This window comes from Nonomuraea sp. bgisy101, assembly GCF_057708945.1.
In genome coordinates this window covers 111,839-127,699 of the sequence record NZ_JBYITD010000013.1, presented here as the reverse complement: position 1 = coordinate 127,699, position 15,861 = coordinate 111,839, and the positions used below count along the sequence as shown (strand labels likewise).

Below are 15,861 nucleotides of genomic sequence, written 5' to 3'. Positions count from 1 at the left end.
GAGGTCGAGGCGCAACGCCGGGCGAAGGGCGTGATGGGGGGCGATCTCCAGCCCTGCCGTGCAATCCCCTTCGAGGTGGAGGCGCCGGTGTGCAGGCCTGATGGGGGGATTATGGTGGGCTCCATCCATCCCGGGGAGATGGAATAGGCTGAACACGTGTTCCCCTCGATGAGCTAGGAGGTGACCGCCCTGTGCTGAAGGACGCGTTCGGCCGGGTGGCGACCGACCTTCGGGTGTCCCTCACGGACAAGTGCAACCTGCGGTGTACCTACTGCATGCCGCCCGAAGGCCTCGACTGGCTGCCCAACGCCCAGTTGCTGACCGCCGACGAGATCGTCCGCCTGGTCACCATCGGCGTCGAACGCCTGGGCATCACCGAGGTGCGCTACACGGGAGGCGAGCCGCTGCTGCGCCGCGAGCTGGTCGACATCGTCGCCCGCACCGCGGAGTTGCGCCCCAGGCCACAGGTCTCCCTCACCACGAACGGCATCGGCCTGGCCAAGCTCGCCACGTCGCTGGCGGGGGCGGGGCTCGACAGGGTCAACGTCTCCCTCGACACCCTCGACCGCGAGACGTTCAAGCGTCTGGCCCACCGCGACAGGTTCGAGGACGTCATCGCGGGCCTGGAGGCCGCCGACCAGGCGGGCCTGCGGCCGGTCAAGGTCAACACCGTGCTCATGCGCGGCGTCAACGAGCACGAGGCGGTGCCGTTGCTGCGCTTCTGCCTGGACCGCGGATACGAGCTGCGCTTCATCGAGCAGATGCCGCTCGACGCCCAGCACGGGTGGAGCCGCGCCGACATGGTGACGGCCGACGAGATCCTCGCCCTGCTCACCGGGGCCTTCGAGCTGTGCCCCGACGACCTGGAGGAGCGCGGCAGCGCCCCCGCCGAGCGTTTCCTCGTCGACGGCGGGCCGTCCAGGGTCGGTGTGATCGGCTCGGTGACGCGCCCGTTCTGCGGGGCCTGCGACAGGGTGCGGCTGACCGCCGACGGGCAGATCCGCAACTGCCTGTTCGCCAGGGAGGAGTCCGACCTCAAGGTCGCGCTGCGCGACGGCGCCACCGACGAGGAACTGGCCGAGCGCTGGATCGCCGCCGTGCGCGGCAAGCGTCCCGGCCACGGCATCGACGACCCGTCGTTCCTGCAGCCCGTCAGGCCGATGTCGGCCATCGGAGGCTGATCAGCCTCCGGTAGGAGTCGAGGCGCCGGTCGAGATCGTAGGTGTTCATCGTCACCAGCACCTCGTCGGCTCCGGTCCTGTGGACGAGGTCGCGCAGCCGGTGGGCGACCTGCTCCTCGGTGCCGTGGATCTGGCCTTTCAGCGCGTCGTCGAGGTGGCCGCGCTCGCGTTCGGTGAGCGTCATCGCCTGGATCTCCGCCACCGGGCGCAGCGGGGGGAAGACGCCGCGCGTGCGGGAGTAGGCGGTCGCCCACGCCTCGGGCAGCTGCAGCAGGTGCGCGTCGTCGCCGACGGCGATGTTGGCCGCCACGATCACGTACGGTGTGCCCTTCACGTTCTCCCTGTAGCGCCTGACACCCTCCTCCACGCGCCCGCCGCCGATCACCAGCGGCAGCCCGAGCTCGGCGGCGACGTCGGCCCCTGACCCGATCGCCAGCACGAACGCGGGCACCTTCCTGCCCTCGGACGGCATGGCGTGCACCCCGTGCCTGCCGGTGGTGAAGTAGTCCAGCAGTTCCTCGATCTGGGCGCGGAAGTCGTCGGCGTCCTCCTTGCCGTGGCCGAGAGCCCGCCTGATCCCGCCGGTGAACCCGACCGACCTGCCCAGGCCCATGTCGATCCGCCCGGGGTACAGCGCGTCCAGCACGCCGAACTGCTCGGCGACCACGAGCGGCTGATGGTTGGGCAGCATCACCCCGCCGGTGCCGACCCTGATGCGCGAGGTGGCCGCGGCGACGGCGGAGGCCAGCACGGTCGGCGCCGAGCCCGCGACACCGGGCACCGCGTGGTGTTCCGAGACCCAGAACCGGTGGTAGCCGAGCTCTTCGGCCTGCCGGGCGAAGGCGACGGTGTCGCGGAGCGCCTGCGCGGGGTCCTGGCCGTGCCGGACGAGGGACCGGTCGAGAATCGACAACTTTGTCACCTTCGGTGAAACACCTCCGGGCCGGGAGGATTCCCGTCTGTACGGCGTACCCGGTTGTGGAGGCCATCCATGCGGACCCGAACGGCCGGTCGAGGCGCCCGAGCAGCCCGCGCAGGGGGACCGGCTTGGATCGCCGCTCCGGCGGAGGGTCAGCCGTCGAGGACCGTGGACAGGGCCGTCACCGCGTGCGCACGGTGCTCGTCGAGTCTGAGCACCGCCGCGTCGGCGTCCCCTGCCCGCAGCGCGTCGAGCACCCCGCGATGCTCGGTCACGACCCGCTCCCTGTTGCCGCCGTCGCCGTAGTACATCGACCGGTAGGCGTCGGTCGCGTCCCACAGCGTCCTGATCAGCCTGACCAGCCGCGGCATCCCCGAGCACTCGAAGAGCGTCAGGTGGAACACCCTGTTGGCGGCCGCCATCTCCTGCACCTCGCCCGCCGTGGCCGCCCGCTCCACCTCCTCCTGCGCCCGCTCGAGCCGCGCCAGGTCCTCCGCCTCCAGGCGCGGTACGGCCTGCCGTACCGCCTCCTCCTCCAGCAGTTCCCTGATCCGGTAGACCTCGCGCAGATCGTCGAGCGACAGGGTCTCCACGAAGTAGCCGCGATGCGCCTGGTAGGTGACCAGGCCCTCGCCGTGGAGCGTCTTCAGCGCCTCCCGCAGCGGCACCCTGCTGACGTCGAACTCCTCGGCCAGCGCGTCCTGCCTGATCGGGCTGCCGGGGCGCAGCCGGCCCGTGGTGATGGCCCTGCGGAGCTCGCCGAGCACGAACTGCTGGGCTGTGGGCGGCCTGCGCCGTTCCTCAAGCGGGCTCATCGCCCCAATATCTCACGGACCCACGCCGAGTCCCGCCCGAGCTCGGGAGGGGCGAGCCGGTAGGAGGCGGGCGTCGAGCCGAGAGCGACGGGGTTGGCCACCTGACCGTCCACGACCGGCTCGAACCCGAGCGAGGAGGCCAGCGCGAAGGCTCCGGCCACGTCGTTGATCGGCCCGCACGGCACGCCCGCCGCGGTGAGCGCCTCGAACCACTCGTCGGCGGTCCGCGCGGCCAGCGCCGACGACAGCTCGGGCACCAGCACCTCCCGCGCGTCCACTCTGGCCGCGTTGGAGGCGTAGCGGGCGTCGGAGGCCAGGTCGTCGCGTCCGAGCACCGCGCACAGCGCGCGGAACTGCCTGTCGTTGCCCGCGGCGATGACGATCGGCCGGTCGGCCGCCTCGAACACCTCGTACGGGACGATGCTGGGGTGCCGGTTGCCCATCGCGCGCGGCACCACCCCCGCCGCGGCGTAGGCGGAGGCGTGGTTGGCCAGCGCCGACAGCAGCGAGGTCAGCAGCGAGACCTCCACGCGCTGTCCTTGCCCCGTCGTGTCCCTGTGGCGCAGCGCGGCCAGCACCCCGAACGCCGCGTGCAGCCCGGTGATCACGTCGACCAGCGCCACGCCCGTCTTGGTGCCCGGACCCTCGGGCTCGCCCGTCACGCTCATCAGCCCGCCGACCGCCTGCACGACCAGGTCGTAGCCTGGCAGGTCCGCTCCCTTGCCGGCGCCGAACCCGGTCACCGAGCAGTAGACGAGGCCGGGGTTGAGCTCGCGGACCGCCTCGTAGCCCAGTCCGAGGCGTTCCATCGTGCCGGGCTTGAAGTTCTCCACCAGCACGTCCGCCCTGGCCACCAGCGCCCGCGCCACCTCCAGGTCGGCGGGGTCGCGCAGGTCGAGGGCGATCGACCGTTTGTTGCGGTTGACGCCGAGGAAGTAGGTCGCCTGCCCGTCGGCGTACGGCGGGCCCCATGCCCGCGTGTCGTCGCCGCCTTCGGGCCGTTCCACCTTCACCACGTCGGCGCCCAGGTCACCCAGCAGCATCGTGGCGTAGGGGCCGGCCAGCACCCTGCTGAAGTCGGCCACCAGCAGTCCCGACAGCGCTCCTGAAGTCTCCATAGGCAAAGCACCCTATGCTGTGCCATGTTGGATATTCAATATTGGATCCAATTCTTCGGAAGGCTGAACCATGCACCCCACCGCCCTGTTCGCCGTCGACGGCCTGCTGACCGAGGAGGAGCGCGAGATCAGGAGCACCGTCAGGCGCCTGTGCGACCGCGAGCTGCGCCCCAACCTGACCCAGTGGTTCGAGGAGGGCAGGATCCCCGCGCGGGAGCTGGCCCGCACGTTCGGCGAACTCGGCGTCCTCGGCATGCACCTGGAGGGCTACGGCTGCCCCGGCCTCGGCGCGGTCTCCTACGGGCTGGCCTGCCTGGAGCTCGAGGCCGCCGACTCGGGGCTGCGCAGCCTCGTCTCCGTCCAGGGCTCCCTCGCCATGTACGCCATCTGGCGCTACGGCAGCGAGGAGCAGAAGAACGAGTGGCTGCCGGCCATGGCCGCCGGCGAGCGCATCGGCTGCTTCGGCCTCACCGAGCCCGACTTCGGCTCCGACCCCGCCAGGATGCGCGCCAACGCCAAGCGCGACGGCGGCGACTGGGTGCTGAACGGCACCAAGATGTGGATCACCAACGGGTCGGTCTCCGACGTGGCCGTCGTGTGGGCGCAGACCGAGGACGGCATCCGCGGCTTCCTCGTCCCCGCGGGTACGCCCGGCTTCACCACCAGGGACCTCAAGCACAAGATCTCCCTGCGCGCGAGCGTCACCAGCGAGCTGGTCCTCGACGGCGTACGGCTGCCGCAGGAGGCCATGCTGCCCGGCGCCAGAGGACTGTCGGGGCCGCTGCGCTGCCTGAACGAGGCCAGGTTCGGCATCGTGTTCGGCGCGATGGGCGCGGCCCTCGACTGCCTGGAGACGGCGATCGCCTACGCGGGCGAGCGCGAGGTGTTCGCCAGGCCGCTGGCCTCCTTCCAGCTCACCCAGGGCAAACTCGCCGACATGGCGCTCGAGCTGGGCAAGGGGCTGCTGCTGGCCGTCCACCTCGGGCGGCTGAAGGAGGCGGGCACGCTCACGCCCGAGCAGGTGAGCGCGGGCAAGCTCAACAACGTGCGCGAGGCGCTGGAGATCGCCAGGACGTGCAGGACCATCCTGGGCGCCAGCGGGATCACCCTGGAGTATCCGGTGATCAGGCACGCGGTGAACCTGGAGTCGGTGCTCACCTACGAGGGCACCTCCGAGATCCACGCCCTGGTGCTCGGCAAGGCGCTGACCGGCCACGCGGCCTTCGCCTGACCGGCGGTCGGTGCCGGGCGGTCCGGACGGCCTTCGCCTGACGGGCGGTCCGTGCCCGAAGGCGCGGGCGGCCGTCGTCGTGCCCGCGCAGCCGTGGTGCACGACGGCGGCCACCTGCGCCGGCGTCGTGCACCACGACGGCGGCCACCCGGCCGGGCAGCTGCCGCCTGCCGAAGCCCGCCCGCACCGGCGGTGCGCCGGCGTCCGGGGACGCCACCGACTCGGCCCGGTGCGGGCGTTCGGCCGACGTCAGGAGCTCGTGAGGATGACGAGTTGCTGGGTCGCTCGGGTCATCGCGACATAGCGGTCGACCGCTCCTTCGATGCCCTCGCCGAACGCCTCCGGATCGATGAGGACGACCAGGTCGAACTCGAGCCCCTTCGACAGCTCCGGGGTCAGCGACCGGACGCGGGACGTCCCAGGGAACGTGGGATCGCCGATGACGCAGGCGATCCCGTCGGCGTGCGCGGCGAGCCAGGTGTCGAGGATCGAGTCGAGCTCCGAGGCGGATCCGTGGACGACGGGCACGTCGCCGGCGCGGATGGAGGTCGGCACGTTGGCGTCCGGGAGCACGGCCCTGATGACCGGCTCGGCTTCCGCCATGATCGCTTCCGGCGTGCGGTAGTTGACGCTCAGGGAGGCCAGGTTGATCCGGTCGAGCCCGACCCGCTCCAGCCGTTCCTGCCACGACTCCGTGAACCCGTGCCTGGCCTGGGCACGATCCCCCACGATGGTGAAGCTCCGTGACGGGCACCGCAGCAGCAACATCTGCCACTCCGCGTCGGTCAGCTCCTGGGCCTCGTCCACGACGATGTGCGCGAACGGGCCGGCGAGCAGGTCCGAGTCGATGGTGGGCAGCTCGGACTCGTCGACCAGATTTCGCTGGAAGTCTGCTCGGCGCAGCTGCGTCACGAGGCCTTCGCCGTCGTCGTCGGCCTCGATCAGGTTGTCGACGACCTCGGCCATGCGCTCGCGCTGGGCGGCGAGAGCGGCTTCCTGCCGGCGCTTGCGTCGTGACGCCTCGGGATCGCCGAGCCGCTGCCGCGCCGCGTCCAGCAGCGGCAGGTCGGAGACCGTCCAGGCCTGGGCGTCCTCGCGCTGCAGCTTGCGAATCTCGTCGGGGCTGAGCCAGGGAGCGCACATCTGCAGGTAGGCGGGCACCGACCACAGGTCGCCGACGAGGTCGGCCGCCTCGATCAGCGGCCACGCGCGGTTGAACGTCGTCAGCAGCTCCCTGTTCTGCAGCAGCGACTTGCGCAGCAGGTTCTCCGGCGCGTCGCCGTCGTGCTTGTCCACCAGGATCGTGAGCAGCTCCTCCCAGATCTGGTCGCGTGCCTCGTTGTGCGGAGTACCGGGTTCCGCTGCTTCGAACGCCTCGGCCCAGTCGTCGGCGCTCAGCCAGATGTCGGACCAGTGGGTCGTGACCGTCATCCCCTTGGTGGGCGGGTTCTCGTAGAACCTGACGGCCGGCTCGATCGCCTTCACCAGGTTCGCGGACGACTTCAGGCGGGCCACGTCCGGGTCGGTCTCGATCGCTGCCGCGGCTCCCTCGGCGACGAGGTCCCGCAGGGTGCAGGTCTGCACCCCCTCCTCCCCGAGGCTGGGCAGGACGTCGGCGACGTAGGCCAGGTACGGCTGGTGCGGGCCGACGAACAGCACGCCGCCCCGGCGGTGACCGAGGCGAGGGTCGGAGTAGAGGAGGTAGGCGGAGCGGTGCAGGGCGACGACGGTCTTGCCCGTTCCAGGACCGCCGTCGACGACGAGAGCGCCGCGGGATCCCGCGCGGATGATGGCGTCCTGGTCGGCCTGGATGGTGCCCAGCACGTCTCGCATCCGGGGTGACCGGTGGCTGCCCAGGCTGGCGATGAAGGCGGACTGGTCGTCGAGCGCGGCGTGCCCTTCGAACCCGTCCGAGGTGAACACCTCGTCCCAGTAGTCGCTGATCCGGCCGCGGGTCCAGCGATACCTGCGGCGGCTTGCCAGGCCCATCGGGTTGGCGTGGGTGGCTCCGAAGAACGGCTCGGCAGCGGGGGAGCGCCAGTCGAGCAGCAGCCGACGACCCGTGCTGTCGGTGAGGCCGAGTCGTCCGATGTACACGGGCTCGGGGTCGTCCGCGCTGACGATGTGCCCGAGGCACAGGTCCAAACCGAAGCGACGCAGGGCGCGCAGGCGACCGGTCAGCCGGTGGACCTCCAGGTCCCGGTCCATCGCCTGCCTGCCTTTGCCGCCCGGGGCCCTGCGCTCGGCGTCGAGGCGGTCGGACAGCTCGGCGATCGACTGCTCGAGGCTCGCCGCGATGGCCGCGAAGTGCTGCTCGTCGCCGGCGATCAGCGCCGGGTCGGCCTTGGGCGCGAGGTTGTCGGGAAGGTCGAACGCGCTGGTGGTCAAGGGGTTCACGTCATTGGCTCCGATCTGCGGTCGCTTGCGACCATGACGCGCGCGGCAAGGCGCCTGGACCGGCGTGACGAACCTGGGAGCCATGACGAGACATGGACCCCGTGGCCGTCGCCGGTTCAGGTCGCCAGAGCTTGCACGTACTCGTGTTCTGGGTCCTGGCTCGACTGTCCCGCGTGGGTCACGCGGACACAGGCGGCCTTTCTCGGCTGATCGCGTCGACCAGCAGCGTCGCGGCCACCGTGGCTCCGTCGACGCGGATCGTGCCGGCCACGGCGGCCGCTCGTGCGCGGGTCTCGGGGGCGAAGTCAGGCGGCGCGCACATCCGCACCTCCGCGCCCAGCGCCCGCAACCGCATCGCGAGACCCACCATGGGTTCGACGTCCCCGCGCGACCCGTACGACACCAACAACACGCGCACTTCGCATCCCCGTTTCCGCAGCTTCTGGCCTTCGGCCGACGATTCTGCGGCATGACCCGGGTCTTGCCGCAAGCCCCCCGGTGCGCTATACGTTGAGAGTGGAAAGGAGCGGGCACTCCCCTTTCCCTCATCGTCGGCTGTGGACGGCCGGCCCTTCACGAGGCGGCGGCGCGCCACACGCGCCGGTCCCGTCGGCGCAACCGCGAAACGAGAAGCTCTCCACCCTCCCCAGCGAGGCCGGCTCGAACGTCGTCGAGAGCGCCGCCACGCCGACGGAGTTCGTCGCCGCGCCGCACGCGCGCTGGGCGGAGCCCGCCGAACGCGTGCACGCTACCGTGCGATCACCAGTCGCCGCCGGCCGGGAGGGTCGGCTCGACCCGCCCCGCCGGGACCCGCCGCCAGGGACGGGCCGCCGTGGACCCGTGTGATCATCCCGGTGAACACCGTACGGTGTGACACATGGGGCATGACGCGATCATTCTCGCGGGCGGCGCGGCCAGCAGGATGGGTGGCAGGGACAAGCCGGGGCTTCGCCTCGGCGGCAGGACTCTCCTGGAGCGGGTCGCCGCCGCCGTGCCGGACGCCGGCCGCCTGGTCGTGGTGGGCCCCTCGCGTGATCTTCCCCGCGCGGTCTTCACCCGTGAGGAGCCGGTGGGCGGCGGACCCGTCCCCGCGCTGCGGGCGGGCCTGGCGCTGGTGCGGGCCCCGTGGGTGGCGCTGCTCGCGGGCGACCTGCCGCTCATGGCGCCCGAACACGTGAAGGCCCTGCTGGAGGCCGCCGCCCGGGAGGAACGCGGGCAGCGGGCCGGCGCGGTGCTGCTCGACGACGGCGGCCGTGAGCAGTGGCTGGCCGGGGTCTGGCGCGCCGCCCCGCTGCGCGCGGCGCTCGACGGGTACGAGGGCCGTTCCCTGCACGGCCTGCTCGCCCCCCTCGACCCTGTACGGCTGCGCCTGCCGGGCACTCCCTGGCTCGACTGCGACACTATGGACGATCTCAGAAAGGTGGCACAGATGAACGTGTTGGCCGAGTGGACCGCGCTGGCCTGCAAGGAACTGGGTGTCGACCCCGCCAGGGTCGACAGGGACCTCATCCTGGAGTTGACGAAGGAGGTCGCCCACGGCGTCGCCCGGCCCGCCGCCCCCCTCACCGCCTATCTGCTCGGCCTCGCACAGGGCGCGGGAACGGCGCCCGGCGACGCCGTCGAACGCCTCACAAGACTGGCCCGTAACTGGGAACGTGCCACGACAGAGACCTTGACCGACGACTGAAGATCAGGGTCAAGCTGAAGATTTCCTGTGAACCCGCCGGCAAACGATTTTGGGAAAGCACGCCTATCCGACCGGCGGGCCGGAACGAAATTAAGGGAGAAAAGGGCGATGCCGGGTGGTTACGGGGGCAAACCACCCGGCATCGCTTCATCGGCGTTCCGACGGGGGCCCGGAACGCCGGCACCAGCACTCCGACGGGGGACCGGAGCGCTTGGCTAAAGCGTACACCTACAACCCGTGGGATGCGTCAAGACTTAGTCACGACCCGATCTCGCGTCGGTGATGCGGTATCTCGTCTTGGTCAGGAGCAGGGGTGGAAAAGGTCGGAGGCGGGGCATCTCTTCCTCGCTCATTGGCGCCGATAACGGCTATGTATGGCAAAAAGATCGCGCCCGCGATGAACAGCAGCCGGTACGGCCACGGCACCGGCACCACGACCGCCAGGATCAGGCAGATCGTGCGGATGCCCATCTGGATGAGATAGATCTTCTCCCGGCGGTTGATGTCCGCGCTGAGGGACGGCCGGGCGTCGGTCACCCGGTGCACGTCCTTCTTGCGCCGCCAACCCCTCACGTCTTCCACCGTAGACCTCGGACGGCGCGGGCGCGATGAGCCCCATGGACGGTACGGCCGGTCATGCGATCATGGCTTTCAGGTAAGGGAGGAGCAGCTATGTCGGATCGAACGTACCGGGTGACCGAGATAGTCGGCACTTCGGGGGAGAGCCTCGACCACGCCATCCGCAACGGCATCCGCAGGGCCTCGGAGACGCTGCGTCACCTCGACTGGTTCGAGGTCACGGAGATCCGCGGGCACATCGACCAAGGGGAGATCGCCCACTACCAGGTGGGCATGAAGGTCGGCTTCAGGCTGGAGGACGCCTGATCTCTGTCGCCGTTCCGTGCGGGACGTGACTTCGCCGGGCCCTCGGGGCATACTCCGGTACCAACGGGGCTCGGCGAAGGGATCATGTGATGACACCGCTCCTCGGCGCCCGGCCGCGGGCGTTACGCAGAGCGCTGGCCGCTCTGGCGCTGGCCGTACCGCTGGTGGCCGCGTGTTCGGGCGGGCAGGAGCCGGCCGCGCAGGACCCGGCCGCCAGGGCGGACACCGAGACCGCGCCGGCCGAGCCCGTGCAGGCCGCTTCCAGGCCCGTCCTGCGGCAGACGGCCGACGAGGTCGCCCGCACCAGCGCCGGCATCAGGCAGCTCGACGACCTGCCGATGTACGAGATGACCTTCTACGGCGGCTACGACGCCGAGGCGCCGCTCACCGAGGACGAGCTCGCCCGCAAGGCCGAGGGCTGGGCGTGCTCGCTGTACCACCGCGGCACGGAGTTCGGCCGCAACTTCGACTGGGACCCCGACCCGGCGATCGTCGTGCGCGCCGACCCGCCGGACGGCTACGCGTCGCTGTCGGTCGTCGACGCCGTCTACCTGCTCGGCAAGACGGGTCCCGCGAACCTGAGCGATCCCGGCCAGCGGCGCAGGCTCGGCCACGCCGTGCTCGCCCCCTTCGACGGCATGAACGAGAAGGGGCTGGCGGTCGGCATGGCGTCGACGCCCAACGCCGACCTGCCGGCCCCCATGAAGGGCAAACCCACGCTCTCCAGCGTGCGCATCATGCGGGTGCTGCTCGACAGGGCGGCCACCGTGGACGAGGCGGTGGCGCTGATGCGCGGCTACAACATCGACTTCAGCGGCGGGCCCCAGGTGCACTACCTGATCGCCGACAGGAGCGGCGCCTCCGCCGTGGTCGAGTTCGGCAAGGGCAGGATGAACGTCAGCAAGGACCGCGTGCTGACCAACTGGAGCGTCGTCAGCGGCACGCCCGACGACCGGTACAAGATCCTCTCCAGGACCATCGACTCCCCGGCCGACGGCCTCGACCTGCTGAAGAGCGTCGCCCAGAGCCACACCCGCTGGTCGGTGGTCTACGACCTGAAGGCCGGCACGGCCAGGCTGGTCACGGCCAAGCGCTGGGGGAAGGTGCACACGCTGTCGATCGCCCGCCCGCAGGGCTGAGCCCCGCGGGCGGACCGAAGGCCGGGCGAACGGTCAGTTCGCCTGGCTGACCGTCGACATGTTGAAGTCCGGCACCCTGACCGGCGGCATGATCGTGCGGCTGAAGTAGTCGTTCCACTCACGCGGCAGCGTCTGCCGGCTCTCGCCGACCTCGGTCAGCCGGCCGAGCAGGTCGACGGGGCTCTCGTTGAACCTGAAGTTGTTCACCTCGCCGACCACTTCGCCGTGCTCGACCAGGTAGACGCCGTCACGGGTCAGGCCGGTCAGCAGCAGTGTCTGCGGGTCGACCTCGCGGATGTACCACAGGCAGGTCACCAGCAGCCCACGCTCGGTCGAGGCGATCATCTCCTCCAGCGACCTGCCACCCTCGCCACCCCGCATGATCAGGTTGTCGATCGCGGGGGTCACGGGCAGGCCGCTCAGCTCCGCCGAGTACCGGGTCTGCAGCAGAGCCGACAGCGTGCCGTCCCTCACCCAGTCGGTCACCGCGAGCGGCAGCCCGTTGTCGAAGACCGAACTGCGGCGGCTGGCCGCGTGCGCGGTCACGAACGGCGCGCACTGCACGCCGGGGGCGGCGGGGTCGCTGCTCAGCGTGATGGGCAGCTGGGACAGCCGCTCGCCGACGCGGGTGCCGCCGCCGGCCTTGGAGAAGACCGTGCGGCCGTCGAGCGCGTCGCGGGCGCCCGCCGACCAGAACATGTAGATCATCAGGTCGGCGACCGCGCTCGGCGGCAGCAACGTCTCGTACCGGCCCGCGGGCAGGTCGATCCGGTTCTTCGCCCACTCGAGGCGCTGGGCGAGCGTGGAGTCGAGCGCGGCCACGTCGACGTCGGAGAAGTCGCGGGTGGCCACGCCCGTCCAGGCCGAGCGCTTGAGGTCGGCCGACTTGGCGTTCAGCTCCAGGCGGCCCGTCGGCTGGTCGTGGCGCAGCCGCAGGCCCTTCGACGAGCCGACGAACGACGTCGTCAGCGTGTGCTCGGCGAAGCCGTACAGCTTCCTGCCGCCCGCCTCGGCCGCGGCGAACGTCTCGCCGAGCGCCGGCGCGAAGTCGCCGAACACGCCGATCGAGGTGGGCAGCACGGGCTCGGCCCAGGCGGCGCTCGACCCCGCGCCCTCGAGCAGCGGCCTGGCGTCCTCGGCCGGCTGGGCCTCGCGCGCCGCCTCGTCGGCCGCGGCGACCACCTCGGCGAGCTGCTCGGGCCGTACCGCGGCGCGGGAGACCACGCCGACGCCCGCGCCCACGATCGAGATCACGGTCAGCTGCGACGACCTGGCGACGCCGTTGGTGGTCAGCGTGTTGCCCGCGAAGCGCAGGTTGGCCGTCGAGCCCTCGTCCGCGATCACGACGCAGTCGTCGGCCTGTGAGAGCTCCAGCGCCCTCTCGACCATTTCCTGAGGAGACGTCACTTTCCACCCTCCTGGACGGTGTTGAGGATCCTGACGCCGCGGAACAGCGCCGAGGGGCAGCCGTGGCTGACCGGGGCGACCTGGCCGGGCTGGCCCTTGCCGCAGTTGAAGGCGCCGCCGAGCACGTAGGTCTGCGGCCCGCCCACGGCCTCCATCGAGCCCCAGAAGTCCGTCGTGGTCGCCTGGTAGGCGAAGTCGCGCACCTGGCCCGCGAGGGCGCCGTTCTCGATGCGGAAGGCCCGCTGCCCGGTGAACTGGAAGTTGTAGCGCTGCATGTCGATCGACCAGCTCTTGTCGCCGACGATGTACAGGCCGCGCTCGACGCGGCCGATCAGCTCCTCGGTCGAGGGGCCCGCGGGATCCGGCTTGAGCGAGACGTTGGCCATGCGCTGGATCGGCATGTGGCCGGGCGCGTCGGCGAAGGCGCAGCCGTTGCTCGCGCCCAGGCCCTTCATCAGCGCCATCCTGCGGTCGAGCTGGTAGCCGACCAGGATGCCGTCCTTGACGATGTCGAACTCTCGCGTGGCCACGCCCTCGTCGTCGTAGCCGATCGTCGACAGGCCGTGCTCGACCGTGCGGTCGCCGGTGACGTTCATGACCGGCGAGCCGTAGACGAGCGAGCCGAGCTGGTCGAAGGTGGCGAAGCTGGTGCCGGCGTAGGCCGCCTCGTAGCCGAGGGCGCGGTCGAGCTCGGTGGCGTGGCCGATCGACTCGTGGATCGTCAGCCACAGGTTGGACGGGTGGATCACCAGATCGTGGTCGCCCGCCTCGACCGAGGGCGCGGCCAGCTTCTCGGCCAGCAGCTCGGGAAGCGCGGCCAGCTCGGACTGCCAGTCGTAGGAGCCGTCGGTGAGGTACTCGTAGCCGCGGCCGACGGGCGGCGCGATCGTCGACATGTCGTCGAACCCGCCCGCGGAGGCCTTCATCGCGTTGAGCTCGGGATGCAGCCGCACGCGCTGCTGGGTGGTGACCGTGCCGGCGGTGTCGGCGTAGAACTTCTGCTCCTTCACCTGCAGGAGCCTGGCGCTGACGTGGTCGGCGCCCTTCAGCAGTCCCGCCGACCAGTCGGCCAGCAGCGCCACCTTCTCCTTCTGCGGCACCGCGAACGGGTCGATCTCGTAGGCGGAGACCCAGGTGACCTCGCCGTGGACCGGCTCGGGCGCCAGCTCGATGGGCTCCCTGTTGATCGGGGCGCTCACCTCCGCGACCTTGACGGCCTGCGCCGCGACGTCCGCGGCCGCCTCGGGGGTGAGAATCAGGCCCGCGGCGAAGCCCCACGTGCCGTTCTTGACCACCCGTACGGCGTAGCCGAGATCGTCGGCGTCCACGGCCCCCTCGAGCCGCGCGTCGTAGAGGGAGAGGGACTCGGCTCGCACGCGCTCCAGCCTGAAGTCGGCGTGGGAGGCGCCGAGGTCGCGGGCGCGCTGAAGTGCGGCGTCCGCGAGCTGCCTGAGCGGCAGGGCGAGGAAATCGGCATCGATCTGGCGCATGTCAACGATCCTAGCCCTGTGATCTTGTGCCTCCCGGACAACGGGATACCGGCCGGTAAGAGATAGCGTCAGGTCTCATGGCACGCTCTGTACTCGTCACCGGAGGCAATCGCGGCATCGGCCTCGCGATCGCCCGCGAACTGGCCGCGGCAGGCGACAACGTCGCCGTCACCTACCGATCAGGGGAGCCGCCCGAGGGGCTGTTCGGCGTCCGCTGCGACGTGACCAGCTCGGAGGACGTCGAGGCCGCCTTCGCCAAGGTGGAGGCCGAGCAGGGCCCCGTCGAGGTGCTCGTCTCGAACGCGGGCATCACCAAGGACACCCTGCTGGCGATGATGAAGGAGGACACCTTCACCGACGTCATCGACGCCAACCTCACCGGCGCCTACCGGGTCGCCAAGCGCGCGATCAGGCCCATGATGAAGCTCAAGCGCGGCCGCATCATCCTCATCTCCTCCGTCGTCGCGATGTCCGGCCAGGCGGGACAGGCCAACTACGCCGCCTCCAAGGCAGGCCTCATCGGCTTCGGCCGCTCCCTGGCCCGCGAGTACGGCTCGCGCGGCATCACGGTCAACGTCGTCGCCCCCGGCTTCGTCGAGACCGACATGACCGCCGACCTCGACCACGAGGCGATCGTCAAGAACATCCCGCTGGGCCGCCAGGCGGCGCCCGCGGAGATCGCGCGCGTCGTCCGCTTCCTGGCCGGCGACGACGCCTCCTACATCACCGGGGCAGTGATCCCCGTCGACGGCGGACTCGGAATGGGGCACTGATCATGGGCATCCTCGAAGGCAAGCGCATCCTCGTCACCGGCGTCCTCACCGACGCCTCCATCGCCTTCTCCGTGGCCAAGCTGGCCCAGGAGCAGGGCGCCACGGTCGTGCTGACCGGGTTCGGCCGGCTGTCGCTGGTCGAGCGCATCGCCAAGCGGCTCCCGCAGACGCCGCCGGTGATCGAGCTCGACGTCCAGAACGACGAGCACCTCGACACCCTGGCGGCCCGCGTCGGCGAGCACGTCGACGGCCTCGACGGCGTCGTCCACTCCATCGGCTTCGCCCCGCAGACCGCGCTCGGCGGCAACTTCCTCAACACCACGTGGGAGGACGTCGCCACCGCGCTGCACATCTCCACCTACTCCTACAAGTCGCTCGCGGTGGCCTGCCTGCCGCTGATGAAGGAGGGCGGCTCCGTCGTCGGCCTCGACTTCGACGCCAGCAAGGCGTGGCCGGTCTACGACTGGATGGGCGTGGCCAAGGCGGGCCTGGAGTCGGCTAACCGCTACCTGGCCCGCGACCTCGGCAAGCAGGGCATCAGGGTGAACCTGGTGGCCGCGGGGCCGCTGCGCACGATGGCCGCCAAGTCCATCCCCGGCTTCAAGGAGTTCGAGGACAGCTGGCCGGAGAAGGCGCCGCTCGGCTGGGACCTGGCCGACACCGAGGTGGCCGCCAAGGCGTGTGTGGCGCTGATGTCCGACTGGTTCCCCGCCACCACCGGCGAGATCGTCCACGTCGACGGCGGCGTCCACGCCATGGGCGTCTAGGTTCCCGCGCGTAGTCTCCGGCGTGTGGTCCCGTCCGTCGCGGAGGGCGTGG

General features: G+C 70.9%; 15 protein-coding genes. 7 read left to right on the top strand and 8 right to left on the bottom strand.

The genetic code is table 11. The features are described from left to right. The first annotated feature begins 191 nt into the window (after nt 1–191). Entirely contained in the window at nt 192–1,181 is a 990-nt protein-coding gene (gene moaA / locus AC3EO4_RS24930; protein WP_379568946.1) for a GTP 3',8-cyclase MoaA, read from the top strand. On the opposite strand, the gene AC3EO4_RS24925 is transcribed toward moaA, so the two are convergent. The 3 genes from AC3EO4_RS24925 to AC3EO4_RS24915 form a co-directional block, all read right to left on the bottom strand. Then, nucleotides 1,153–2,103 carry an LLM class flavin-dependent oxidoreductase gene (locus AC3EO4_RS24925; RefSeq protein ID WP_431898101.1) on the bottom strand — a complete coding sequence of 317 codons (951 nt, stop codon included), beginning with the start codon at nt 2,101–2,103 and terminating at the stop codon, nt 1,153–1,155. The two genes, moaA and AC3EO4_RS24925, sit on opposite strands and share 29 nt — an antisense overlap. A 149-nt stretch (nt 2,104–2,252) precedes the next feature. Then, entirely contained in the window at nt 2,253–2,915 is a 663-nt protein-coding gene (locus tag AC3EO4_RS24920; protein ID WP_379568942.1) for a GntR family transcriptional regulator, read from the bottom strand. Further along, nucleotides 2,912–4,033 (bottom strand): CaiB/BaiF CoA transferase family protein, encoded by a 1,122-nt coding sequence (locus AC3EO4_RS24915; protein WP_431898099.1) that lies wholly within the window; start codon nt 4,031–4,033, stop codon nt 2,912–2,914. Before AC3EO4_RS24915 ends, AC3EO4_RS24920 begins: the two co-directional genes overlap by 4 nt. Nucleotides 4,034–4,103: 70 nt before the next feature. Here AC3EO4_RS24915 and AC3EO4_RS24910 point away from each other — a divergent pair, with 70 nt between their 5' ends. Continuing rightward, nucleotides 4,104–5,264, top strand: coding sequence for an acyl-CoA dehydrogenase family protein (locus AC3EO4_RS24910; protein ID WP_379568938.1), 1,161 nt, complete (start codon nt 4,104–4,106; stop codon nt 5,262–5,264). Between the two features lie 249 nt (nt 5,265–5,513). On the opposite strand, the gene helR is transcribed toward AC3EO4_RS24910, so the two are convergent. Next, complete coding sequence (gene helR, locus AC3EO4_RS24905; RefSeq protein ID WP_431898096.1) at nt 5,514–7,661, bottom strand: RNA polymerase recycling motor ATPase HelR; 2,148 nt, start codon at nt 7,659–7,661, stop codon at nt 5,514–5,516. A gap of 178 nt (nt 7,662–7,839) precedes the next feature. After that, nucleotides 7,840–8,079, bottom strand: a complete 240-nt coding sequence (locus AC3EO4_RS24900) for a glycosyltransferase (RefSeq protein WP_431898094.1) — start codon at nt 8,077–8,079, stop codon at nt 7,840–7,842. 459 nt (nt 8,080–8,538) lie between these two features. Between AC3EO4_RS24900 and AC3EO4_RS24895 the strand changes: the two genes are divergently transcribed. Next, nucleotides 8,539–9,348 (top strand): NTP transferase domain-containing protein, encoded by an 810-nt coding sequence (locus tag AC3EO4_RS24895; RefSeq protein WP_431898092.1) that lies wholly within the window; start codon nt 8,539–8,541, stop codon nt 9,346–9,348. Nucleotides 9,349–9,606: 258 nt separating this feature from the next. Here the strand turns inward: AC3EO4_RS24895 and AC3EO4_RS24890 are convergent, their stop codons facing one another. Beyond that, nucleotides 9,607–9,921, bottom strand: a complete 315-nt coding sequence (locus AC3EO4_RS24890) for a DUF3099 domain-containing protein (protein ID WP_488186354.1) — start codon at nt 9,919–9,921, stop codon at nt 9,607–9,609. Nucleotides 9,922–10,020: 99 nt separating this feature from the next. On the opposite strand from AC3EO4_RS24890, the gene AC3EO4_RS24885 reads away from it, so the two are divergent. Next, entirely contained in the window at nt 10,021–10,233 is a 213-nt protein-coding gene (locus AC3EO4_RS24885) for a dodecin (RefSeq protein WP_379568928.1), read from the top strand. Nucleotides 10,234–10,322: 89 nt separating this feature from the next. Further along, the gene (locus AC3EO4_RS24880) at nt 10,323–11,372 is read left to right on the top strand and encodes a linear amide C-N hydrolase (RefSeq protein WP_379568926.1); all 1,050 of its coding nucleotides are present in this window, start codon (nt 10,323–10,325) and stop codon (nt 11,370–11,372) included. A 33-nt stretch (nt 11,373–11,405) separates the two neighbouring features. Here the strand turns inward: AC3EO4_RS24880 and AC3EO4_RS24875 are convergent, their stop codons facing one another. After that, nucleotides 11,406–12,761 (bottom strand): metallopeptidase TldD-related protein, encoded by a 1,356-nt coding sequence (locus tag AC3EO4_RS24875; RefSeq protein WP_431898090.1) that lies wholly within the window; start codon nt 12,759–12,761, stop codon nt 11,406–11,408. Between the two features lie 14 nt (nt 12,762–12,775). Then, entirely contained in the window at nt 12,776–14,269 is a 1,494-nt protein-coding gene (locus AC3EO4_RS24870; RefSeq protein ID WP_431898088.1) for a TldD/PmbA family protein, read from the bottom strand. A gap of 77 nt (nt 14,270–14,346) precedes the next feature. Here AC3EO4_RS24870 and AC3EO4_RS24865 point away from each other — a divergent pair, with 77 nt between their 5' ends. Together AC3EO4_RS24865 and fabI are read left to right on the top strand one after the other, a co-directional pair. Continuing rightward, on the top strand, nt 14,347–15,042 hold the full coding sequence (locus AC3EO4_RS24865) for a beta-ketoacyl-ACP reductase (protein WP_379568920.1): 696 nt from the start codon (nt 14,347–14,349) through the stop codon (nt 15,040–15,042). A gap of 2 nt (nt 15,043–15,044) precedes the next feature. Further along, nucleotides 15,045–15,809, top strand: a complete 765-nt coding sequence (gene fabI, locus AC3EO4_RS24860; protein ID WP_379568918.1) for an enoyl-ACP reductase FabI — start codon at nt 15,045–15,047, stop codon at nt 15,807–15,809. The last annotated feature ends 52 nt before the right edge of the window (nt 15,810–15,861 follow it).